The following is a 20478-nucleotide window of genomic DNA, read 5'->3' as shown; positions in this document are numbered from 1 at the left end:
AAATTACAACAATGAAAAAACTACTTTTAGCTATCGCATTATTTTCGGCATCATTGGTGGTGTTGGAAAGCTGCTCTCCTAAAGCCACAACTGGCGCTACCTCGGTAAGAAGAGGAAATGTTACCGGTAATTGGATGTTAAACAATATCAGCTTTGAAGGTATTCCTGATGTAGCTGTGCGTTCGTTTTTGGGTGAAAGTTCCTACAAGTGTTTTGTTGGTAGCACTTGGAGTTTAACTAACAGCGGAAACGGTAGCTATAATTTGCCTGCTAGCGCAAATTGCGGCGCAAAGTCACAGGATATTTTCTGGTCAGTGAATAGTTCGGATGGAACGTTTCAATTTAAAAAGTTGTACGAAGGAGATAAAGCTAAAAACGTAACCGAGGGTTACCGTATGATGTTAACCAACGCAGATGATAACACGATGACTATAAAATCGCCGATTGAGTACAGTGGTAGCACGGCTTACGTAGTAATGAACTTCGTAAAGTCTGTAAAATAGAACTCGGCAACTTCAGCATATAGGGCTGTCTCAAAAGTTTAAATTTAAGCTTGAGGCAGCCCTCTTAGTATAAATACGATGCGATAAACGTATTTATTCCCGAAAATCAATTACCCGGAACTTTTATAGCGCTTATTCGTTCAGCATATATATTTAATAGAGAAGCTATGAACGAACAACAAGATCCAAAGAATTTATTTCCGGCTCCGCCGTTTGATACGCCTAAACAACAACATCCGGGTACCGAAGCACTCATGAATCCAAAGGCAGATCATGGTGAGGATAGCTACGTAGGCTATAACCGCTTTAAAGATAAAAGTGTTGTAATCACTGGCGGCGATTCGGGCATTGGAAGGGCAGTTGCAATTGCTTTTGCTAGGGAGGGTGCAAACGTGCTGATCAGCTACCTGTCCGATGAAGAAGATCAAGATGCTGAAGTTACGGCGAACTACGTTAAAGACGCCGGAAGGAAAGCCGTTTTAGTTAAGGGCGACATTACTGACGAAAGTCACTGTAAAAGTATAGTAAGTAAAGCAGTTGAAGCTTTCGGAAAAATCGACATATTAATCAACAACGCTGCTTTCCATATCAGTAGAAAAACCATTGAAGATATACCAACTGACGAATGGGACTACACTTTTGATACTAACGTGAGGGCTATTTTTCACCTATGCAAAGCAGCAATACCTCATATGCCTAAGGGAAGTAGTATCATCAACACCACTTCTGTAACCGCGTTCGAGCCTTCTGAGGACTTGCTGCCTTACTCGGCAACCAAGGGAGCGGTGATCAATTTCACCTCAAATCTCAGCCAAATTTTACTGAAACAAGGTAAGGGAATTAGAGTTAATGCAGTTGCTCCTGGACCAGTATGGACGCCGTTAATTCCAGCGACGAAATTTAATGTAGAAAGTTTTGGAAAAAATACCGCAATGGAACGCCCAGGTCAACCTGTGGAAATTGCACCCGCTTTCTTGTTTTTAGCATCTGCTGAGGCAAGTTATATCTCCGGGGCGGTTTTGCCTGTTACAGGCGGACGTATTACGATCTAATTCCTTCTAAATAAGAAAGCACCTCGGTAACCACTTGTAAGGCATAGTCTTTTTGTGCTTCGGCTGCCGAGGTCTCTTTGCTGTGAAGTTTGTAGCTATGCACAACTTTATTGTTTAAGTATATTGCCATATAAGCATATAACTCGGTCACATCTTTTTCAGGCACCGGACTAGCATAGCCCGTGATACCAATTCCCATTTTACTGTTAAAGAGTTCAGCGGCTTTAATAGCCATTGTTTCGGCTGTTTCTTTAGACACGCAATTGCATTTAGCAGCTTCGATATAGTCTAAATTTAAATGTTTTACTTTCTGGCCAATATTATAAGCCGTAATTCCACCGTTAAATATATCAAGTGCGCTTGGCATTTGGCTCAACAAAAATTGTAAATAACCAGCAGTTACGCTTTCTGCAGCTGCGATGGTAATTGTTGCATTTTTGCAGCGTTTGCTAAGTTCATCAAGGGTAAGTTCAGTAATGTTCATATGCAAAAAACAGATATCAGCTGGTGTTTGTTTAGCTGTTTGATACTTGAATAACTTGTTTTAAAACAAGTATTTATACTTAACTTTTGAGTATAAATGTCCTTTTTATGAAAGATATGTTGTCGGATATTAGATTTACTAAATTACCGCTTCTAGGAATTGTTAATGTTTGATTTATAATGGTTTATTATGGTGAGTTCAACAAATTCTAACGCTTCTATTGAAAAAATGCAAATGAAATTAAGCGAAAGACATTCGCTAGTTGAAAGTTTGAAATTAGTATATGCTGCAGAACAACAGTGGCTAACTGTATTGCCAATTATACAGCTTGCAGTAGCGAGTGACGATTTGCTTGAGCTGATGGAAAAATTCCAAAAAGATGTAAGGGAACACCTCTTTCGCCTAGAAAGTATATTTGAGTTGCTCCAAGCGGAAGTAGTAGTAACCGATAATAAAGACATGGAGTATCTTATCGACGAGTGTTATGATATCATCGACGTGACTCCACGCCATAGTTTCATTAGGGATGCGGGTTTGATTGTAGGGATGCAACAGGCTCAGCAATATCAAATTACTGCACTTACTTCATTATTGGCGCAAGCGATGGAATTAAATGAAGAAAAAATAGTTAATCTAATCAAAATTATCATACACCATAAGCAATTAGAGGAAGAACAGTTGGCCATGGCTGATGCGGGAACTATGCTCGATGAAATTGTGTAGCTATTGATCTTCGTCATGCTGATTTCACCTTTTTTTTGTTTTGGTTTTACTGCATAATAAGCTTTATAAATGATTAAGATAATTATGGCTATATTTAAGCTCTCAATTGCAATTAGCGCTTATGCATAAAGAAAAGGATTTACAGGTGGTTGAAAACCCATCTAACAAAATCTTGATTGAAGATTTTGAACTGGATGCGGTAGTTTTTTCAAAAATCGCCGATGCCGTGCCGGATATGATCTATGTTACTGATATTCAGCAAATGCGTAAAATTTACACCAATGCTGCGATACATCATTTGTTTGGATTAAACCAAAATCAAATAGAACAGCTAGGATTGCGTTTTTTTGAAAAAACAATCCATCCTGCAGATCAGGAGATGTACTTCAAAAGCTTGGAAAGGCTGAAATATTTAGAAGATGATGAGCTAGACGAGCTGACTTACAGAGTGATCGATAAAAACGGAAATACGCATTGGATCGCCACTAGAAGGAAATTATTGAAGCGTGATTATCTTGGAATTCCATTACAAATTGTAGGCATTTCGCAAAATATTACTCCTCAGCTTGAACTTCAACAGGAGAAACAACGCTTGATTGATGAGCAGGCGAAGGCCGAAGTGGTACAACAGCAATTGCTATTTAAAGCAATCATAGATGCGCAAGAGGAGGAACGAAGAAACATCGCCGAAAATTTGCATAATGAAATAGGTCAACTTCTTTTTGCCGCACAACTTAAGCTCGGAGTAGAAGAGACCGAGAGCAGGGCATTGCTTCAAAAAGCAATTAAAAAAGTTCGAGAAGTTTCTTTTGAGCTAACACCAGTTTTGCTGTCTGACATGGGCCTTGAAGAAGCATTAAAAGATTTGTTGGAGAGAAAATTAGACCCTCATCATATTTCTTTCAACTTAAGCTTTACTATAAAAGAGTTCAGGTTAAACAGAAATTTAGAAGTGATTGTATACCGTATTATTCAAGAACTTTTAAATAATACCTTAAAACATGCTAAAGCCACTCATGTAAATGTACTCATCATGCAAAAGGATGACGAGCTTTATGTAAGTAAAACCGATAATGGTTTAGGATTGGATAAAAACATACTATTGGATACTAAAAAAGGCTTTGGTTTAAAAAGTATTGTGAACAGGATTCATATTTTAAATGGAGTCTTCGAAATTTTTTCGAGTCCAGATAAAGGAACTAAAGTTTTAATGAATATCCCACTAAATGGCGCAGAATAGTACTAAACAAATTAATATATTGTTGGTTGATGATCATCACCTAGTGCGTGATGGGATCAAATCTTTATTGGTTAAATATCCATATTTTAATGTAATAGGTGAAGCAGCTGATGGAATAGAAGCTTTAAATATGATTTCACAGGGGGATCATCAAATAGATTTGGTATTGGTGGATATCAACATGCCCAACATGGGAGGATTGGAACTTTGCCGAAAAGTCAATGAAGCTTTTCCATCCGTTAAAGTATTAATTTTATCCATGCTTGATCACGAAAAATACATTTCACAAGCTTTGCAGGCCGGAGCAAAAGGATATTTGCTCAAAAGTGTCAATGAAGAAGAGTTAGTTTTTGCAATAAGACAGGTTATCTACAACTCTTTTTATATCTGCTCTGAATTGAGTTATCATTTGCTGGGTAAAATGTTGTTAGGTACCAAAATAATCGCGAAGTCCCAAAGCACATCAAAAGTAGAATTTTCATCTCGAGAGATAGAGATTTTAGCGCTAATTGCTGAAGGTTATACTAACTTAGAAATCGCCGACAAATTATTTACCAGTAAAAGAACCGTTGAGGGGCATCGGCTACAAATGATTAATAAAACGGGGGTGAAAAATACAGCAGCATTAATTAAGTACTGCTTAGTTAATGGGGTGCTAAGTTTTCAAGCAGATTAAGGTGGAGTTACCTGTTTAGCAATTTCGTTTCCTATTTGTTCCACAACTTCTTTTGATAAATTGCCCCACAGTTGTTCCCAATTCCCATAAGTTTCATTTCTAACTTGGCTAATTTCTTTTTCTCCAATTACGCAAGAGTAATAAGGGACACCATCTGAAGTTTCTAATTCAACAATTTTAATGTGTTTCTTTTGCTGATCTATTTCAGCAATGATATAAAATTCTTTATTTGATGATTCCATGATATGCTCGTTTAAGTGGTAACATTAATTTGATCTAAATTCTTTATGGAGTATTATGTTAAATCTGATGTAATAAATCTTCCTTAATCACATTATCTTTATAAGTAACAGCTCATCGCATTTTTGGTTTAGCCAGAGTTGAGCTATTTACAAACATCTTCTCTTTAAAAGTGTTATTTTCTAAAATCAAAATTCAATTATGAGGATTACAGTTTCCAGAAAACCAGTTAAAGTATATCCAGATCCTAGCAGAGTAATAGCAAGGTTTTTTTATAATGGTGATGAACGAGCAAGGGTCGTTATTTCGAAGGTGATGAGCCTCAGCGAGAAACAAGTTTTTGAGATTGTATCGCCCTTACTACAGGAATTTTCTAAACGACACAGGAATATCACCAAAGTATTTTTGAGGCACTGCCGAAAGGTACAGTGGCTTATCGAAGAGATGGGATATGCCTACGATGAAATGGACGAATTTGTAAGATATTTGATAGGCTCTTACTTTACCCACGAGTATTCTATAGAATCTGCCGCATTTTTCAACCCTTCGATAGTGGAAGATCCCGACCAAACGAATTTGGTAGAGGGCGAAAAGCGGGTAATTATCAGCTTTAGGGCAGTAGGCGAGGGACACATTTCTTCTGTAGTATTTAGGCGTGCTTTAATTGATGCGCATAATAATATTCAAGTGCTACCTGCAGGAATTTATATTGACGAAGCTGATGTAGTGAAAAATGCCATTTATAACAAAAGCTTGTTCCTTAAAAAAGCGGAAGATGCAGGAGTTTCTGCTGAGGTAATTTCGAATATTAACCAACATTTGGGTGATAAATTTGATTATACCCAGCTACGAAGATTGGTAATGGATGCAAAGGAAAAACAACAGGAAGATGCTGACCAGTTAGCTTACGACAGGATTTTGTGGTTATCAGATACCTACCACGAGATTTGCTTTTCTAAGGATACCGATATTTCTGATAGAGTAATTTTTCCTATTTCGGAATTTGAGCGGAAAGGTATTGAAGATGCCAGGTTCGTCCGTTTTACAAAAGAAGATGGGAGCATCACTTACTATGCTACTTACACCGCTTTCGACGGCGCATTTATCATTCCTAAATTAATGCAAACCGACGATTTTTACGATTTTAAAGTGAGTCCGCTGCATGGCAAAGGAGCACAGAATAAGAACCTGGCATTGTTCCCGAAAAAAATTAAAGGTAAATACGCCATGATGTCTAGGATTGACGGGTGGAACAATTACCTGATGTACTCGGACAAAATTACGGTTTGGGAAGAACCTATTAAATTACAGCAGCCGCTTTATCCTTGGGAATTTATTCAAATTGGTAATTGCGGCTCGCCCATTGAAACAGAAGCTGGCTGGTTGATTATTACGCATGGCGTTGGTCCAATGCGGAGGTATTGCTTAGGTGCTAGTTTATTAGATTTGGATGATCCATCTATAGAAATTGGTAGATTGCACGAGCCATTGCTAGTTCCAAATCCGGATGAACGAGAAGGTTACGTACCTAATGTTCTTTATTCGTGTGGATCAATTATTCACAACGGCGAATTGATTATTCCATACGGCTTATCAGATTATTGCTCGTCGTTTGCTACAGTAAACTTGAAACGTTTGTTAGAGCGCATTATGGAAACGAATAACGGAAGTGCGGTTTAGCTGAGCTTAAGCCATAAAAAAAATGCCCCGAGGTTATCTCGGGGCATTTTTTTTATGGTTGTTCTATTTTGCTAGAAAGTCTACTTTAAATTGCCGGTCGTCCTTTAAATAACGATATTCAATTTCTAAAGCCTTAAAAACTACCAAATGGGAGATGAAGTAGGCTAAAGTACTTTCAGCACCTTGGTTTCGGTTAACGCCATTGGATTGTAGTCCATCTGCACAACCCTTAGTTTCGTCATCATATAAAGGCAAACTCAAGCTGTTTTCGCCAAGAAACCAACGGTAGCTTTGGTAAAGATGTTTCATGTATTTCACGTCATTAGTCACCTCATAAGCTTTGAAATATACCAACACCATCGCCATCGTTTCTATTGCCTGCTGGTCGTATTTAGCCATTTCTTTGTCCTTCTGCAGCCAACCATCGTTACCAACTGGGTTTAAAAATCCAAAACTTAAAGTCTTTTGGGTTAAGAAATCCAAACTTTCCAAACCAATGGTTAAGGCCTGATGATTTTTGCTGATATCGTAATGGCATAACAAAGCTAGCGGTAACATGGCATTATCGTATGTCATTTGTTGTTCGAACCAATGCCAGTTTTGTTCCTTATTATCCTGATAAGCACTAATTAGCTTAGCCGATAAATTAGTTGATATTTCATGCAAATAAGTTTCGTGCGGATTAGCTTTTAAGTAATGATGAATACCGATAATGGTATTAGCTACTCCTCTTAGGTGCTGTAATTTGCCGAATTGGGCGGTAGATTTGATGAATAACTCGTTTGCAAACTCTTTGTAGGAGTTATTCGGTGCATAGTTAACCAGATAACCAAGCGCCCAAATCGTCCTGCCAAAAGCATCTTCTGAACCTACTTCATCTAAATAGTTTCTGTTGAAGCTTAGAAAATTTCTAAAGCTACCATCGTCATTTTGCATGTACTGGATGTAGCTCATGTAAATTGGCAACAAATCAAGGGCTTCCTTACTTTTATATTGCTCAAACGCCATTAAAGCCATCATCAATGCCCTAGCATTGTCGTCTAAACAATATCCTTCTTTAAAATTAGGTATGCCGTATTTTGCATGTTGGATAATTCCTGTATCATCTGTCAATAATCGGATATGATTTAAACTGAAGGCAGGAATGCTATCCACATCGATCATGCTTTTACTTGCAGCATCAGCTTTCTGTTTGTCCGAAATTGCCCGCTCCATAACTTTAACGTAGCTTTTGCCAATACTAGGCCAACGTAACGACAGGCCGTACTGGTAGGCGTTATATTTTAACTCAGCAAGATGGTCTGGGTTTTCGAAAAGATCGTTTACTAAACTACTCAATCGTTCGCTATCTCTAAAATCGAATAATAAGCCACGTTTTTGAGCTAGCAGTTCTTGTGCATGCCAATAAGGTGTGGATATTACGGCTGCTCCGGCGCCAACTGCGTACGAAAGGGTACCACTAGTAATTTGTGCTTCGTTTAAATATGGAGTAATATAGATATCAGTAGCTGATAAGTAGTGATGCAACTCCTGCTCGTCTACAAATTTGTTTACAAACACTAAGTTTTTTTCTACATTCAGTTTTTTAGCTAAAGCGGTCAAACTGTCTCTATACTCTTCACCATCATTTTTAACCACTCCTGGATGCGTATTTCCTAAAATAACATACTTCACATCTGGATTTTTTGCAACGATTTTCGGAAGGGCTTCCACAACGGTTTCCAGTCCTTTTCCACGACTAATTAAGCCGAACGTAAGCAGCACTTTATTACCTTTAAATGGCGCTGTTGCCTTTATAGGATTGTCCACCGCAGGTTCCAAATCAGGTACTCCGTGCTCAATATATTGAATCTTGTTTTTTGGAATTTGATAAATGCTGGTTAAAAATCCGATTGCTTTTTGGCTCATTACCACAATTCGCGAAGAACGCTTAGCTATTTGCTGAATGATGGTTTGTTGTACATAGCTCGGATGTTTAAGTACTGTATGTAAAATACTGATCATCGGTACCTCTACATTTGCCATTAATGTGAGCAAATATAAACCGCTATCGCCGCCGTAAATACCAAACTCATGTTCAATTACACACGCATCAACACCGCTATTATTGATGTAATCAGCAGCTTGCAGGTAATCATCTTGGTTGTTTTTACGGATAATATATTTCACCTCCTCTGGATAGTTGTATTCGTCGAGGTTGTCGGTGTCGTTCATTGCAACAACAAAACTCTCTTTTGAAATAGCTTTGTGTTGGTTGATCGCATTGGCTAGGTTAGCATTGAACGTAGCGATGCCACATTCGTTAGGTAGTGAGGTACTAATATAAGCTATTTTCATCGTTTTACTTTTAATATGAATTGCGTTAAGGGAGCGGAAATTGGTTTCAGAAGGCGTTTTATTTTAATTTCTCTTTTATTTTACGAACGGCATTTAAATGCGCATTGATCACTGGAACAGTTTTGCTTGCGAACGCTTTCAAATCAGGGTCGGTTCCTTCTCTAGCTTCGTGTTCCATAAAAGCTAACACCTTTACATGGTCTTTTTCCATTACATCTAAATACAATTTATCGAAGTCGGTACCAGATTTTTCTGCCAGCTCGTTGCGTGTTTTTTGATGTTCACTGCTCATACTTACTGGTAAACTAATGTTTTTACTTTTTGCTAGGGCCATAAGTTCATCATTCGCTGCACCGTGGTCTTTTAGCATCATATTAGCGTACGTTTTAATATCAGCGTTGCTGGTTTTGCTAATTGCCAAGTTGGCGAAGTTAATTTCTGCCAGTCCGGCATCTGCGGCATTAGTAGCAAATTCTGCTTCGTTTTCTCTAACCGTGATAATGTCGCCACTGTTGGTTGTAGTGTCTTTAGTAGCATTAACACTATCTGCCAATTCTTTTGCATCTTTAGGTTGCGAGTTGCAGGCAATCATCACTGTGAAAGCCACACTATAAAGGAAAAAAAGTAAATTTCTCATGCTGTATAAATTAATTTTGCCATCAAATTGTTTTAGCGTAAGGAAAATATTTAGGTATCAGTGGTTAGATGTCAGGTATTAGGTATCGGGAATTAAGTATCAGTGGTCAGGTATTAGGAACTAGGTATTAGTAGCTAGCGTTTAGCTAGTTTTTGCAATCACAGCAATTAATCATTAACCATTAATCATTAACCAAACAACTACAAAATATCACGTCAAGAAAAAGCCGATGCTGACATCCGCCAGCACCGGCGTCAAACAGAAAAACTTATGCCATTACGTTAGCCTCAGACATTGCAATGTCCGTAAGCTTGGTATCCGTTTCTTTTTCTTGCTCCAAAGTCATAGCCAAAAGCTCTTTTGCTTCGGTATGCTCCATTAAGGTAGCGTAGGTTACTAAACACCCGTAGCTAGCAATTTCGTAATGTTCTACTTTTTGAGCTGCAGCAATTAAGGCAGCATCTAAAGCGTCATCTCCCTCAAACTCATCCATAATTTCTTCAGCTTCATTAAGCAAACCTTCCATAGCTTTACATTTTTTAGCTCTAGCGGTAAGATTGATACTAGCGAAAACCTGTTTTAAGCGTTCAATTTGCTCTTCGGTTTCAGCATAGTGAGCGGTAAAAGCATCTTTAAGACTAGCACCAACGGCTTTGTCGGCCATTTTTTTCAATCCTTTAAGCAATTGTTTTTCAGCACCTAATACGTCTCTCAATTCATCTACAAATAATTCATGTAAGTGATTGTTAGGCATGTTACCTGTATCTTTTTGATTTTTCATAATAATTAAGTTTTTGTGATATGTTTTCGATTTGTACCTAATAAAGAAAACGGAGCACAATATTGTTTTTACAGGAAAGAAAACAGGTATTTTGTGAATTGTAGAGAAGTACAAATACCTATTTTACAGGGATTGATAAACATTTTTTTCAGTTGATGCTTTAATAGTTAACTAAACTTGAAAAAAATGGCAAAATATTCTAAAAAGGCTGGCGAAAAAGTAGGTGAAGCCATGCACGAAATGAAAGAAGGTAAGCTTAAAACGGGAACTGGCAAAAAAGTTACTTCCAAAAAACAAGCCGTAGCCATTGGCCTATCCGAAGCTAAGGAGGCTGGCGCAAAGGTTCCTAAAAAGAAATAATTGAGAAGCACTAAAGGGAGAACGTCACTGATTCTCCTTTTTAGCTGTATCCGTATTTGGGTGGATAAATTCTTCTAGTTTTACTTTCAAGGCGTTGAATTTGTCGCCGGTAGCTTTAGATTTTTCCCTCAGCTCTTTCGATTTTTCCAAAAGCTGATCAGTCGCCAGTTTGTTTTTATTAGACTTTTCCATGCTTATTGTGTTTACTCAAATATAACCATTAGTAGTAGCTAAAAAAACATTACAATCAAATCGGGTAGTATGAACGCAATATATGGGTGTTTCTACTTGCTAATTATAAAAAAATGCCGTCATCTGTAGTTGCACATATCAGTTATCAACTAGCGAACCAAGAGTTAAAAGTGATTTTTAATTCTGGGGATGTTTATATCTATCACAACGTTCCCGAAAAAATTTATAAGGAATTTAAAGCGTCTATTTCTAAAGGTACGTACCTCAATAGAAAATTGAAAAAATTGTTCAAAGGCGAGAAAATTAGTTAGCAGGTGCAAGCAGTTGATATACGGTAAATACCTGAGATTACCATTTTAATACCTGAAATACATCAGCTGCTAAACTTTTGCAGCGCTTCTACTATTTATAACATGTTAACCAATTTCTAAACATAAAAATAAGAACGATGAAAAAAATAGTTGGATTATGCCTCTTGGCAATCGGTACAATTGCCTTCGGCTGTAGTTCGGAAAATAAACAGGATGAGATGAAAGATACAGCTATGGCTGTAGATACGAGTTTCATGGATATGGACACTACTACTAACACAGATACTAGTGGAATGGACAGCTTGCATAGGGATAAATCAGTTAATGCAGATAGTGTTAGGCAATAACCTAATTAAACATTTTTATCATGGAAATACAATTTGAGCAAAATAGGGATTTTAATAAGCGCCATAGGGATGAACAAGAGCCTGTAAGCGATACGCATGAAGGGCAAAAAGGGCAGCCACAAGGCGAAGAAGGAAATCCGAACCAACGTTTTGCAAACCGCGAAAGTTTTCAGAAAGATCATTCTGAATTAGACAGACGACCTGCGGATGTGGCCAATGGTGATGCAGCCAATACAGGTAGTGAAGATTCATCAGCTGTAGCAGGTGTGATGGATGATACGCCTCTTTCCGTTAGCAAACAAGCAACTACAAAAGGGGAAGATCCTAACCACAATGCAGATTTAGAAAACGAAGAAGATAGGAGTAATGATGAAACTAATGAGCAATAGAGACGTAATTGAAGATTTAAAAGGGCTTGTCAATATCCTGAATGATGGTAAAGAAGGCTACATGTCGGCAAGTGACGTCACTAAAAGCATTGAATTAAGGGATTTGTTCTTAAGATTTGCTTCACAGCGTATCGGTTATGCTACTGAGCTAAAAAGTCATATTGCGATGCACGGTGGCGATAGTGAAAACGAACAAGGTGGCTTATTAGGTGCTTTGCATCGCACTTGGATTGATATTAAACAGGCGTTGTCGAGTAATGAAGATGAAGCTATACTTGCTGCCATTGAAACGGGAGAAAAGGCGGCTATTGAAAAGTACGATGAAATTTTAGCAGAACCCGATGCGCATGCAGATCATCTAGAATTACTGCAAAAACAACGCACAGGAATTTTGGAGGCGCTCAAAGAAGTTGAAACCTATAGAATGCGATTAGAAAGATAACTTAAAATTGAAAAGAAATGGAAACGAAGAGCCAAATTTCTTCTACAAATGGAGAGAGCAATGAGTTTGGATTTATTCCAAGATCACAAATGAAAGGAAGCGATGCCGATGTTGACAGACAAGGTAAATCAAGTATTGAGAGCTTTAAAAACATAGGTAAAGGGGCAAATGATGAAGAGGTCAAAGGGCAATCTCTTTTCCGCAAACGAAGAAATACTTGGAATTCAGTAAACTTTGAAAACGAAGATTTGTTGGGCGGATTTACCATTGCCTAATGAAGAATTTATTATGGAATAGCACTTAGCGTAAAAAACTAAGTGCTATTTTTAATATACGTTAAATTGGAAACTGAATGTGTACCGTGGTTTGTTGCGGCAATGAGCTGATTTCCATTTTTCCGTTTAACAGCTTCACCTTAGATTCAATTGTTTTCAGCCCTATTCCCTTATTTTTTCTGGCATCAGTTGAAAAACCCAAACCATTATCCTTGGCAGTAATGTGTACCTCGTTTTTTTGTATCGAAACATCAATATGGGCTATTTTAGCGCTAGCATGTTTGGCAATGTTGAGTGTGAGCTCTTGAGCAATGCGATAAATAGCCAGTTGTAAATACTTCTCCAACGGAACATCCACACCGGAAAATGTGCAGTTGAAATTGGTTTCTCCTTTCATTTGTTCGCAGATATCTCTAATGCTAGCTTTCAAACCAAAATCTTCCAAAATAGAGGGCATCAGCTCGTGAGATATTTTTCTGCTTTCGGTGATGCAAAGTCCCAGTAATTCTTTTGATCTATTAAGTGCCTTGGCATTATCATCAGCAGGTATTTTTTGATCCAGTTTTACACGTTCAAGCGTGGCCTTAACCCCGTATAATACTTGTCCTAGGCCATTATGCAAACTTTCTGCAATGCGTTGTCGTTCCTCTTCCTGGGCGTTTAAAGTGGCCTTTAAAATCTCCCGCTGTTGTTTTTGTTCTAGTAGCTGCCTTTCTTTGGTCAGCTGTTTATTTCTCTCTTCTAAATTGCGCTGTTGGGTAATATCTTGTGAAATACCAACAATATGTGTGGGATTTCCATTTTCATCACGCATGTAAACGGTACTCTTTGTTGTTATCCAATGGATTTCTCCTTTAGCATCTACCAGTCTGTAAGTTACAGCATTAATTTCTTTATGGTTTTTCCATTTTAAATCTTCCAAATTGCCATAGAAATTCGCTTTATCCTCTGGATGAATAAAGCGCTCGAAGAAATTTTTGCCCATCTTCTTAATCTCTACCTGAGACTTTTCCACCAGCTGCTCAATACGGTAATTTGAGTAAAACTGTTGCATGGTTTCTAGGTTGATGGCATACAACATGTCTGGCGCCGAATTGGCAATACCTTGTATCATCGCAGAGTTTTCTGTGAAAAGTTGTTCAGCAATTTTACGTTCAGTAATATCTAATACGGTTGTCAGTAGCCCGTCGCCCATTTTAACAAACATGCAGGAGTACCATTTGTTAAAGTCCTCATACGGATAAAAATATTCGATACTAGCCGGCATACCTGTTTCCATTACTTTCAGCATCTTATCAAAAACCCCGGTTTTAACTATACCAGGATACTCTTCTGCATAAAGCTTATTGATTAAATCCCGACGGCCGGTTTCTTTCTCCAAAGCTCGGTTTACCAAGGCAAATTTGAAATCTAGGATTTTTCCATCGTCATCACGTACGGCACTCAAAACCGATATCGACATCAGCGTATTGTTGTAAATGGCCGCTAGTTCGTCTCTACTTTCCTTTAATTCTTTGGTTCTAAGATTAACATCTCGTTCCAGTTTAACTAAGTACCTTTCTTCTGCTTTTTTGATTAAATCAGCTTGTTCTTTTTGTGCTGTTATGTCCCAGTGGATCCCTCTGACCTCCAAAATCCCACTGTGTGGATGGAAAACTCCTTTTCCTCTTTCTTCAATCCAGGCCAGTTTCCCATCTACAGGTCTAACGATTCTGTAGATATGATGAAACTCTTTTTCATCCTTACACGCTTTTTCCAGTACATCCAAATGGCTTTGCCTGTCATCAGGATGAACCATAAAAAACCCCTCACTGTCGCTGTACGACGAACTGTTGTTTTTCAATCCAAATACTACTGAAGATAGCGGCGAAACCACCACATTCCCCTTTTTTGATAGCCAGTGGAAAGTACTCATGTTGGATGCTGTTAAAGCGACTGCTAGCTGTTCTTTGGAATGGTCTAGCTCTTTTGCAATACTTGCTTGTTCTACGTAAGCCCAAGTACGTTCGGCTGTTTCTTCAATTAAGGAAATTTGATTTTCGGTCCAGGTATACGGTTGTTCGTGCTGCACCATCAGCACAGCTACAAGTTTTTCGTTTTTTATCAATGGAACCGCTACCCAAGCAAATGAATTTAAAATTTGATGTAATGATACTTCCTCAGTGATATCACCACTAGTTACATCTTGCTGAGAGATAATGATCGTTTCTCCTGTCCTAAGTTCCTCTACTTTGATACCTAAATCTGAAAAAGGATATAGGTTAGGCTTAAATGGTGTGCCTTCGTTCTTTTGATATAGCCTTTCAATTTGGATATGCTCCAATTGGTTAACGGAAACTACATGACCGTAAAAAGCGTAATTGACGTTTAAATGCTCGCCAATCGCTCTTGCTGCAGCTTCTTGTATGTCCAAGGGATCTGAGATAAACCTAATCGCATCGGTTAATTTAAGTAAGTAACCTTGCTTTTCATCACTATCAATTAGGATTTTTTCTGCTTTTTTACGTTCCGTTACATCGTTAAATAGTACACCAACAAAGTCGTTGCCCATTTCTGCAATAGGAAATGCTTCTACCTCAAACCAACCATTAATTAAAGTGGTATGAAATTCAAAATGTCTGATTGTTTGCTTTTGGCAATGGCTCCGTAGGTTTCAATCCAGTAATGTTCAATATCTGGTTTAAAATCCAATATGGTTTTGCCCTGAGCGTTAATCATCCCGGTTTGTCGTTCAAACGCAGGGTTAGTTTCTATGAATCGATAGTTGATGGGCTCACCTTGCTCGTTCCATAACATCTCAATAATGCAAAAACCTTGATCAATGGAGTTGAATAGCGATTTATATTTGTCGTTTAATTGTGCGTTATAAGCTTCTTGGTGGCACTTCAGTTCGGTGATATCACGTCCAATAGCGATAACTCCTTTGATTTTTTCATTTACCGTAAACTCAGGTGCTAGCTTAATATCGTAAAACAAATCTCCTTCTGGTGTATTAAATTTGGCTACTACATTTTGGATTTCACCTGTTTCAAATACTTTCTGGGTCTTTTTAATAAGCAAGGGTAAACTGTCTTGTTTCCACATCTCTCGGTGCGTTTTTCCGATAGCATCTTCTAACTGCAAACCACTTCTCGCGATAAAAGCTTTATTGGCGTAGGTAAGCTGAAACTTACTGTTCCATTTAGTAACGATATCAGGCGTGTTTTCCACTAAGGTTTGGTAAAGACTTTCATTGTGCTTGTCTTTTTCAATACAATCGAAAGTAACTACCACACCATCTTCTAGTGGATTGATCGTCAGTTTAATCCAAGTTTTGGTAAATACAGAGATATACTCGAACTCGCTTCTCTTTTTCTTTGTGATCGCTTCGTTTACCTTTTCGAAGTAGTTAGTGCTTTTACTTTCTTGAAATAACTCCCAAACATTTCTGCCAAGCATTTCATTTTTGTCCCGGTTAAAAAAATGCTCAGCCTGTTTATTAATGAACGTAAAATTCCCCTCGTTATCTAACGTGTAGCAAGCTAACGAAATGGCATTTAAAATATCAACAGTAGCTGGGTGTATAGCGTTCATTTAATCGAGTGTTTTAACCAAACAACTTAACCGTTCTTTGGTTCGGCGCCAAAGCTTAGCAAAAAGGAAATTTTTAAAACAAAATGACGGTTTTCGTTATTACGTGTTATAGTTATAGGATTGAAATAACGGCTCTTTTATCGGATTAGCGAAATGTTTTTACAGAAACAGTATTTGTACTTGCAGTAATTGCGCTATATACCTCAAAAGATAAAATAGTACCTAATTTAATCTGCCCGAAAGACATTATAGTGCCTTTGTTGTTTAAGCTTGTAGAACATAATGAAACTGTGATGATACGAATTTTATTAGCAGAAGACCATAATATAGTAAGAAACGGAATTAAGATGCTACTTGAAGCTGACGATCAGATTAAGGTAGTAGGGGAAGCAGTGAATGGTCTGGAGGTGATGAAGCAAATTGCAACTCAACCTATCGACATTATTTTAGCCGACATTAATATGCCAGAAATGGACGGTATGCAACTGCTAAAAGAACTTAAAGCAAAGCATCCGGAAATCAAGGTAATGTTGCTTTCTATGCATGACCACGAAAAATATGTAATGGAAGCTTTCAAAAACGATGCTGATGGTTACTTGTTAAAAAATATAGGCGCCGACGAATTAATTTTTGCGGTAAAATTTGTTAACCAAGGTCGCAAGTATTTATGTTCTGAGCTTACGATGGCATTAATGGACAACTTATTAAAAAGTAAGCAATATTTAGTTTCAATGCTTGATAATGAAATAGATTTTTCTTTAAGAGAATTGGAAATCCTGCAACTTATAGCTGAAGGGCTCACCAACCTGGAAATGTCAGAGAAATTATTTTTAAGTAAACGCACCATTGAAGGACATCGCCAAAGCTTGCTTGATAAAACAGGCTCTAAAAATTCAGCAGCACTTATACGCTATGGTGTTTTGCATGGGTTGATCCAATAACCTCATTGCTAAACCATTGTTAAAATTAGGTGTTATTTAAAGCAGAGCTGTACAACGGCTTTATTCTTCTAACTTAAAAAAATAACGATGAAGTCAATTTGGAAAGGTGCCATTGGTTTTGGTTTAGTTAACATTCCAGTGAAGTTATATTCGGCGGTTCAAAATAGCAACTTGGATTTAGATATGTTGGACAGTAAAGACATGTCTAGAATCAAATATCAACGCATTAGTGAAAGAAGCGGTAAAGAAGTACCTTTCGACCGCATTGTAAAAGGATTTTTATTGAACGAAAGCTACGTAATCCTCGAAGATGAAGATTTTGAAAGCGCAATGCCCGAGAAAAATAAGCTGATAGAACTGGAGAATTTCGTGGACATCTCTGCCGTTAATCCAATTTATTACGAGACATCTTACTATACCCAGCCAGAGCCGCAGGGGAAAAAAGCCTATGCTTTACTTTTAAAAGCACTTCAGAAGTCAAAAAAAGCAGGCATTGCCAGATTTGTGTTGAGGAGTAGCGAGCACCTTTGTGTAATCCATCCCTTAGGCAATATGCTGGTAGTTACACGCATACGTTTTGATGAGGAAATTAGAAGCCCGAAAGAGCTGGAAATTGATGCGCCAACGGTAAAACCAAAGGAGTTGGAAGTAGGCATGGCACTAATTAAACAATATAGCAGCGATTTTGACATTTCTGCATTTAAGGACGAATACAGCAAGGAGCTGATGAAAATCATTAGGGCTAAAGCAAAAGGCAAGAAAACAGTGGTTAAAAAAATGCGCCCTGAAAAACGTGTGAGCGACGATTTATACGAACAATTAATGCAGAGCTTAAATAAGAAAGGAGCTTAACATGTCTTTAACCAAGTACGCCGAAAAACGAAACTTCGAAAAAACTACAGAGCCTAAGGGTGGAAAAGGAAAAGGTAAAAAACTGGCTTTTGTAGTACAAAGGCATCATGCATCGCATTTGCATTATGATTTTAGGTTAGAGTTGGATGGCGTACTAAAAAGTTGGGCAGTACCCAAAGGTCCTTCCTTAAACCCTAAAGATAAGCGCTTGGCCATGATGGTGGAAGACCATCCCTACGACTATAAATCGTTTGAAGGCGTAATCCCCAAAGGTAATTATGGTGCGGGTGTAGTTAATATTTTTGATGAAGGTACTTATGAACCAATTAGCGAGAAGGACAGCTTGCACAAAGGCTTGCACGAGGGCAATTTAAAATTTAAGTTGAACGGTAAGAAGCTAAAAGGCGAATTTGCCTTGGTGCGAATGAAAGATAGTGAGCATAATGCTTGGTTACTCATTAAACATGACGATAAATATGCCGTTAAAGATCAATACAGTGCAGAAAATGAGGTTTCGGCGAAGGTAAAAAAGGCAGGTAAGGACTTTAAAAAAGAACCTGTAGAAGAAATTAAGCTCCCCAAAAAAACAACAAACGCTAAAAAAGAGAATTACAAACCTATGCTCGCTAAACTAGTGAAGCATGTTACCACGGATGAGGACTGGATTTTTGAGGAAAAGCTGGATGGTTATCGAGCCATTGCACAGGTTAAAAAAACGAAGACTTCTTTAACGTCGAGAAATGGTAACGATTTATCTGCAGATTATCCGCCGGTAATCGAGGCACTCAAAAAATTGGGAGTAAATGCCGTTTTGGATGGCGAAGTGGTAGTGCGTGAAAAGAACAAAAGCAATTTTCAGGCATTGCAAAACTATAATCCTAATCAGAAAAAAGTAAACCTACATTACGTAGTTTTTGATGTATTAGAGATTAACGGCTCTGATGTGCGTGATATGCCTTTACATCAAAGAAAGCGCTTACTTGAAATGCTTTTATCCGATAAAAAGGTTGATGAAATTGAACTGGTTAGTGCCAGTAAGGTAAAAGGCAATGAGTTTTTAGAAGAAGCAAGGAAAAACGGCTGGGAAGGCATTATGGCCAAAAACGCCGAAAGTATTTATGCTAGCGGAGCACGGAGCAACAACTGGCAAAAAATTAAAATTCAGCAGTCGCAAGAAGCCATTATTGCAGGATATACTCAACCTTCAGGAAGCCGAAATCACTTCGGTGCACTAGTGTTGGGAATGAAAAATGAGCAGGGAGATTTGATATATATCGGCAACTGCGGTACGGGCTTTAATGAAAAATCTTTAAAAGAAATAGCTTCCTTACTTAAGCCTATAGCAACTAAAACTAAGCCTTTTGCCGAAAAAATCCCGCAGTCTAGAAACATTACTTGGGTAAAACCAACTATCGTTTGCGAGGTTACTTTTTCGGAATGGACAGAAAATGAACATTTAAGGCATCCAGTATTTAAAGGTATCAGAGATGATAAAACGGCGGATGAAATCAAGCAAGAAAAGCCCATGGATAATCCTAGTAAAAATATTAAAGGTGAAGATGAAAAATCGCTGAAGTTTGGCAGAAAAACAGTTAAGCTAACCAATTTAAATAAAGTTTATTGGCCTGAAGAAAAAATAACAAAGGGTGAAGTAATTGCGTATTACCAACAAATGGCAGATTATATTTTGCCGCATTTAAAAGATAGACCGCTTTCCTTAAATAGACATCCAAATGGTGTTAACAAGCCAGGTTTCTTTCAAAAGGATTTAAACACGGAGCAAATCCCAAAATGGATCAAATATGCTTCATTAACTTCGGAACACTTAAATAAAGATATTGATTACCTAATCTGCAACGACGAGGCAACTTTGCTTTGGATGGCTAATTTGGGCTGTATAGAAATTAACCCATGGATGAGCACTTACCGCAAGCCTGAAGTGCCTTTATTTGCCGTACTGGATTTGGACCCGCATGGGGTCGATTTTACTGATGCGGTAAAGGTTGCGCTTACTGCTAAGGAAGTATTGGATGAGCTAAAAGTCATTTCATTCGTGAAAACGTCGGGTTCAAAGGGTATACATATCGTAATTCCATTGGCTGCTTACGATTATGATGTTTCTAAAAACTTCATTCACTACGTTGCTGGTTTGGTTTACGAACAACATCCAGATATTACCAGTTTGGAACGTAGTCCGAGCAAGCGAAAAAACAAAATCTATCTCGATTATTTGCAGAACAGGAGAGGGCAAACTATTGTATCGCCGTATTCGTTACGGCCAAAAGCTGGCGCAACAGTTTCCACACCGCTAAGGTGGGATGAAGTTAATGAAGACCTTCGTATCTCCAATTTCACAATCTTCAACATTAAAGAAAGGGTAGACAAAGTTGGAGATTTGTGGGCAGACATTTACAAGGTGAAGAATAAAATCAAAATTCGTTAA

The 20478-nt window shown here is 38.0% G+C and carries 23 protein-coding genes; 15 read left to right on the top strand and 8 right to left on the bottom strand.

What is annotated here, in order from left to right:
• Positions 1-11 precede the first annotated feature (11 nt).
• Both ACY2A0_RS19125 and ACY2A0_RS19120 read left to right on the top strand, forming a co-directional pair.
• Entirely contained in the window at positions 12-503 is a 492-nt protein-coding gene (locus tag ACY2A0_RS19125) for a hypothetical protein (protein WP_461790973.1), read from the top strand.
• Between the two features lie 167 nt (positions 504-670).
• Complete coding sequence (locus tag ACY2A0_RS19120) at positions 671-1555, top strand: SDR family oxidoreductase (RefSeq protein ID WP_461790972.1); 885 nt, start codon at positions 671-673, stop codon at positions 1553-1555.
• Here ACY2A0_RS19120 and ACY2A0_RS19115 read toward each other — a convergent pair.
• On the bottom strand, positions 1545-2039 hold the full coding sequence (locus ACY2A0_RS19115) for a CinA family protein (protein WP_461790971.1): 495 nt from the start codon (positions 2037-2039) through the stop codon (positions 1545-1547). The genes ACY2A0_RS19120 and ACY2A0_RS19115 overlap by 11 nt on opposite strands.
• Positions 2040-2228: 189 nt before the next feature.
• Between ACY2A0_RS19115 and ACY2A0_RS19110 the strand changes: the two genes are divergently transcribed.
• The 3 genes from ACY2A0_RS19110 (at position 2229) to ACY2A0_RS19100 (ending at position 4678) form a co-directional block, all read left to right on the top strand.
• Complete coding sequence (locus tag ACY2A0_RS19110) at positions 2229-2762, top strand: DUF892 family protein (RefSeq protein ID WP_461790970.1); 534 nt, start codon at positions 2229-2231, stop codon at positions 2760-2762.
• Positions 2763-2883: 121 nt separating this feature from the next.
• Positions 2884-4002, top strand: a complete 1119-nt coding sequence (locus ACY2A0_RS19105) for a sensor histidine kinase (RefSeq protein WP_461790969.1) — start codon at positions 2884-2886, stop codon at positions 4000-4002.
• Complete coding sequence (locus ACY2A0_RS19100; RefSeq protein ID WP_461791743.1) at positions 3989-4678, top strand: response regulator transcription factor; 690 nt, start codon at positions 3989-3991, stop codon at positions 4676-4678. Before ACY2A0_RS19105 ends, ACY2A0_RS19100 begins: the two co-directional genes overlap by 14 nt.
• Here the strand turns inward: ACY2A0_RS19100 and ACY2A0_RS19095 are convergent.
• Entirely contained in the window at positions 4675-4920 is a 246-nt protein-coding gene (locus tag ACY2A0_RS19095) for a hypothetical protein (protein ID WP_461790967.1), read from the bottom strand. The two genes, ACY2A0_RS19100 and ACY2A0_RS19095, sit on opposite strands and share 4 nt — an antisense overlap.
• 199 nt (positions 4921-5119) lie before the next feature.
• Between ACY2A0_RS19095 and ACY2A0_RS19090 the strand changes: the two genes are divergently transcribed.
• Positions 5120-6598 (top strand): glycoside hydrolase family 130 protein, encoded by a 1479-nt coding sequence (locus tag ACY2A0_RS19090; RefSeq protein ID WP_461790966.1) that lies wholly within the window; start codon positions 5120-5122, stop codon positions 6596-6598.
• A 63-nt stretch (positions 6599-6661) separates the two neighbouring features.
• Here ACY2A0_RS19090 and ACY2A0_RS19085 read toward each other — a convergent pair whose 3' ends face one another.
• The 3 genes from ACY2A0_RS19085 to ACY2A0_RS19075 all read right to left on the bottom strand — a co-directional run bounded on the left by ACY2A0_RS19085 (position 6662) and on the right by ACY2A0_RS19075 (position 10353).
• On the bottom strand, positions 6662-8935 hold the full coding sequence (locus tag ACY2A0_RS19085) for a glycosyltransferase family 4 protein (RefSeq protein WP_461790965.1): 2274 nt from the start codon (positions 8933-8935) through the stop codon (positions 6662-6664).
• Positions 8936-8993: 58 nt separating this feature from the next.
• Entirely contained in the window at positions 8994-9572 is a 579-nt protein-coding gene (locus ACY2A0_RS19080; RefSeq protein ID WP_461790964.1) for a DUF4142 domain-containing protein, read from the bottom strand.
• Between the two features lie 268 nt (positions 9573-9840).
• Positions 9841-10353 (bottom strand): ferritin-like domain-containing protein, encoded by a 513-nt coding sequence (locus ACY2A0_RS19075; RefSeq protein WP_461790963.1) that lies wholly within the window; start codon positions 10351-10353, stop codon positions 9841-9843.
• 186 nt (positions 10354-10539) lie between these two features.
• On the opposite strand from ACY2A0_RS19075, the gene ACY2A0_RS19070 reads away from it, so the two are divergent.
• Complete coding sequence (locus tag ACY2A0_RS19070; RefSeq protein ID WP_198659505.1) at positions 10540-10713, top strand: DUF6496 domain-containing protein; 174 nt, start codon at positions 10540-10542, stop codon at positions 10711-10713.
• Between the two features lie 24 nt (positions 10714-10737).
• On the opposite strand, the gene ACY2A0_RS19065 is transcribed toward ACY2A0_RS19070, so the two are convergent.
• Positions 10738-10905 carry a hypothetical protein gene (locus ACY2A0_RS19065; protein ID WP_461790962.1) on the bottom strand — a complete coding sequence of 56 codons (168 nt, stop codon included), beginning with the start codon at positions 10903-10905 and terminating at the stop codon, positions 10738-10740.
• 113 nt (positions 10906-11018) lie between these two features.
• Here ACY2A0_RS19065 and ACY2A0_RS19060 point away from each other — a divergent pair, with 113 nt between their 5' ends.
• The 5 genes from ACY2A0_RS19060 to ACY2A0_RS19040 all read left to right on the top strand — a co-directional run bounded on the left by ACY2A0_RS19060 (position 11019) and on the right by ACY2A0_RS19040 (position 12669).
• A complete protein-coding gene (locus ACY2A0_RS19060; RefSeq protein WP_461790961.1) occupies positions 11019-11216 on the top strand; it encodes a KTSC domain-containing protein in 198 nt (65 codons plus the stop codon).
• A gap of 137 nt (positions 11217-11353) precedes the next feature.
• Positions 11354-11563, top strand: coding sequence for a hypothetical protein (locus ACY2A0_RS19055; protein ID WP_461790960.1), 210 nt, complete (start codon positions 11354-11356; stop codon positions 11561-11563).
• A 20-nt stretch (positions 11564-11583) separates the two neighbouring features.
• The gene (locus tag ACY2A0_RS19050; RefSeq protein WP_461790959.1) at positions 11584-11952 is read left to right on the top strand and encodes a hypothetical protein; all 369 of its coding nucleotides are present in this window, start codon (positions 11584-11586) and stop codon (positions 11950-11952) included.
• Entirely contained in the window at positions 11942-12394 is a 453-nt protein-coding gene (locus tag ACY2A0_RS19045) for a ferritin-like domain-containing protein (protein WP_461791742.1), read from the top strand. The genes ACY2A0_RS19050 and ACY2A0_RS19045 overlap by 11 nt, the downstream gene beginning before the upstream one ends.
• A 17-nt stretch (positions 12395-12411) precedes the next feature.
• Entirely contained in the window at positions 12412-12669 is a 258-nt protein-coding gene (locus ACY2A0_RS19040; RefSeq protein WP_461790957.1) for a hypothetical protein, read from the top strand.
• 61 nt (positions 12670-12730) lie between these two features.
• Here ACY2A0_RS19040 and ACY2A0_RS19035 read toward each other — a convergent pair whose 3' ends face one another.
• Both ACY2A0_RS19035 and ACY2A0_RS19030 read right to left on the bottom strand, forming a co-directional pair.
• A complete protein-coding gene (locus tag ACY2A0_RS19035; RefSeq protein WP_461791741.1) occupies positions 12731-15220 on the bottom strand; it encodes a PAS domain-containing protein in 2490 nt (829 codons plus the stop codon).
• A 41-nt stretch (positions 15221-15261) separates the two neighbouring features.
• Complete coding sequence (locus tag ACY2A0_RS19030; RefSeq protein WP_461791740.1) at positions 15262-16242, bottom strand: PAS domain-containing protein; 981 nt, start codon at positions 16240-16242, stop codon at positions 15262-15264.
• A gap of 260 nt (positions 16243-16502) precedes the next feature.
• On the opposite strand from ACY2A0_RS19030, the gene ACY2A0_RS19025 reads away from it, so the two are divergent.
• The 3 genes from ACY2A0_RS19025 to ligD all read left to right on the top strand — a co-directional run bounded on the left by ACY2A0_RS19025 (position 16503) and on the right by ligD (position 20478).
• A complete protein-coding gene (locus tag ACY2A0_RS19025; RefSeq protein WP_461790955.1) occupies positions 16503-17183 on the top strand; it encodes a response regulator in 681 nt (226 codons plus the stop codon).
• 87 nt (positions 17184-17270) lie between these two features.
• Entirely contained in the window at positions 17271-18035 is a 765-nt protein-coding gene (ku, locus tag ACY2A0_RS19020; protein ID WP_461790954.1) for a non-homologous end joining protein Ku, read from the top strand.
• 1 nt (position 18036) lies between these two features.
• Positions 18037-20478: a DNA ligase D gene (ligD, locus tag ACY2A0_RS19015; RefSeq protein ID WP_461790953.1), complete on the top strand. Its 2442-nt coding sequence runs from the start codon at positions 18037-18039 to the stop codon at positions 20476-20478.

Origin of the sequence: Pedobacter sp., from assembly GCF_965249885.1 — a bacterium.
Lineage (GTDB): Bacteria > Bacteroidota > Bacteroidia > Sphingobacteriales > Sphingobacteriaceae > Pedobacter.
Note: the sequence above shows the minus strand (reverse complement) of the source record. Positions and strands in the feature narration are given on the sequence as shown.

Coding starts and splice junctions, on each gene's coding strand:
- ACY2A0_RS19125 (WP_461790973.1), top strand. CDS start 12: ATGAAAAAACTACTTTTAGCTATCGCATTATTTTCGGCATCATTGGTG.
- ACY2A0_RS19060 (WP_461790961.1), top strand. CDS start 11,019: ATGCCGTCATCTGTAGTTGCACATATCAGTTATCAACTAGCGAACCAA.
- ku (WP_461790954.1), top strand. CDS start 17,271: ATGAAGTCAATTTGGAAAGGTGCCATTGGTTTTGGTTTAGTTAACATT.
- ACY2A0_RS19110 (WP_461790970.1), top strand. CDS start 2,229: ATGGTGAGTTCAACAAATTCTAACGCTTCTATTGAAAAAATGCAAATG.
- ACY2A0_RS19095 (WP_461790967.1), bottom strand. CDS start 4,920: ATGGAATCATCAAATAAAGAATTTTATATCATTGCTGAAATAGATCAG.
- ACY2A0_RS19090 (WP_461790966.1), top strand. CDS start 5,120: ATGAGGATTACAGTTTCCAGAAAACCAGTTAAAGTATATCCAGATCCT.
- ACY2A0_RS19040 (WP_461790957.1), top strand. CDS start 12,412: ATGGAAACGAAGAGCCAAATTTCTTCTACAAATGGAGAGAGCAATGAG.
- ACY2A0_RS19050 (WP_461790959.1), top strand. CDS start 11,584: ATGGAAATACAATTTGAGCAAAATAGGGATTTTAATAAGCGCCATAGG.
- ACY2A0_RS19080 (WP_461790964.1), bottom strand. CDS start 9,572: ATGAGAAATTTACTTTTTTTCCTTTATAGTGTGGCTTTCACAGTGATG.
- ACY2A0_RS19045 (WP_461791742.1), top strand. CDS start 11,942: ATGAGCAATAGAGACGTAATTGAAGATTTAAAAGGGCTTGTCAATATC.
- ACY2A0_RS19105 (WP_461790969.1), top strand. CDS start 2,884: ATGCATAAAGAAAAGGATTTACAGGTGGTTGAAAACCCATCTAACAAA.
- ACY2A0_RS19055 (WP_461790960.1), top strand. CDS start 11,354: ATGAAAAAAATAGTTGGATTATGCCTCTTGGCAATCGGTACAATTGCC.
- ACY2A0_RS19035 (WP_461791741.1), bottom strand. CDS start 15,220: ATGGGCAACGACTTTGTTGGTGTACTATTTAACGATGTAACGGAACGT.
- ACY2A0_RS19120 (WP_461790972.1), top strand. CDS start 671: ATGAACGAACAACAAGATCCAAAGAATTTATTTCCGGCTCCGCCGTTT.
- ACY2A0_RS19115 (WP_461790971.1), bottom strand. CDS start 2,039: ATGAACATTACTGAACTTACCCTTGATGAACTTAGCAAACGCTGCAAA.
- ligD (WP_461790953.1), top strand. CDS start 18,037: ATGTCTTTAACCAAGTACGCCGAAAAACGAAACTTCGAAAAAACTACA.
- ACY2A0_RS19085 (WP_461790965.1), bottom strand. CDS start 8,935: ATGAAAATAGCTTATATTAGTACCTCACTACCTAACGAATGTGGCATC.
- ACY2A0_RS19100 (WP_461791743.1), top strand. CDS start 3,989: ATGGCGCAGAATAGTACTAAACAAATTAATATATTGTTGGTTGATGAT.
- ACY2A0_RS19075 (WP_461790963.1), bottom strand. CDS start 10,353: ATGAAAAATCAAAAAGATACAGGTAACATGCCTAACAATCACTTACAT.
- ACY2A0_RS19065 (WP_461790962.1), bottom strand. CDS start 10,905: ATGGAAAAGTCTAATAAAAACAAACTGGCGACTGATCAGCTTTTGGAA.
- ACY2A0_RS19070 (WP_198659505.1), top strand. CDS start 10,540: ATGGCAAAATATTCTAAAAAGGCTGGCGAAAAAGTAGGTGAAGCCATG.
- ACY2A0_RS19030 (WP_461791740.1), bottom strand. CDS start 16,242: ATGAACGCTATACACCCAGCTACTGTTGATATTTTAAATGCCATTTCG.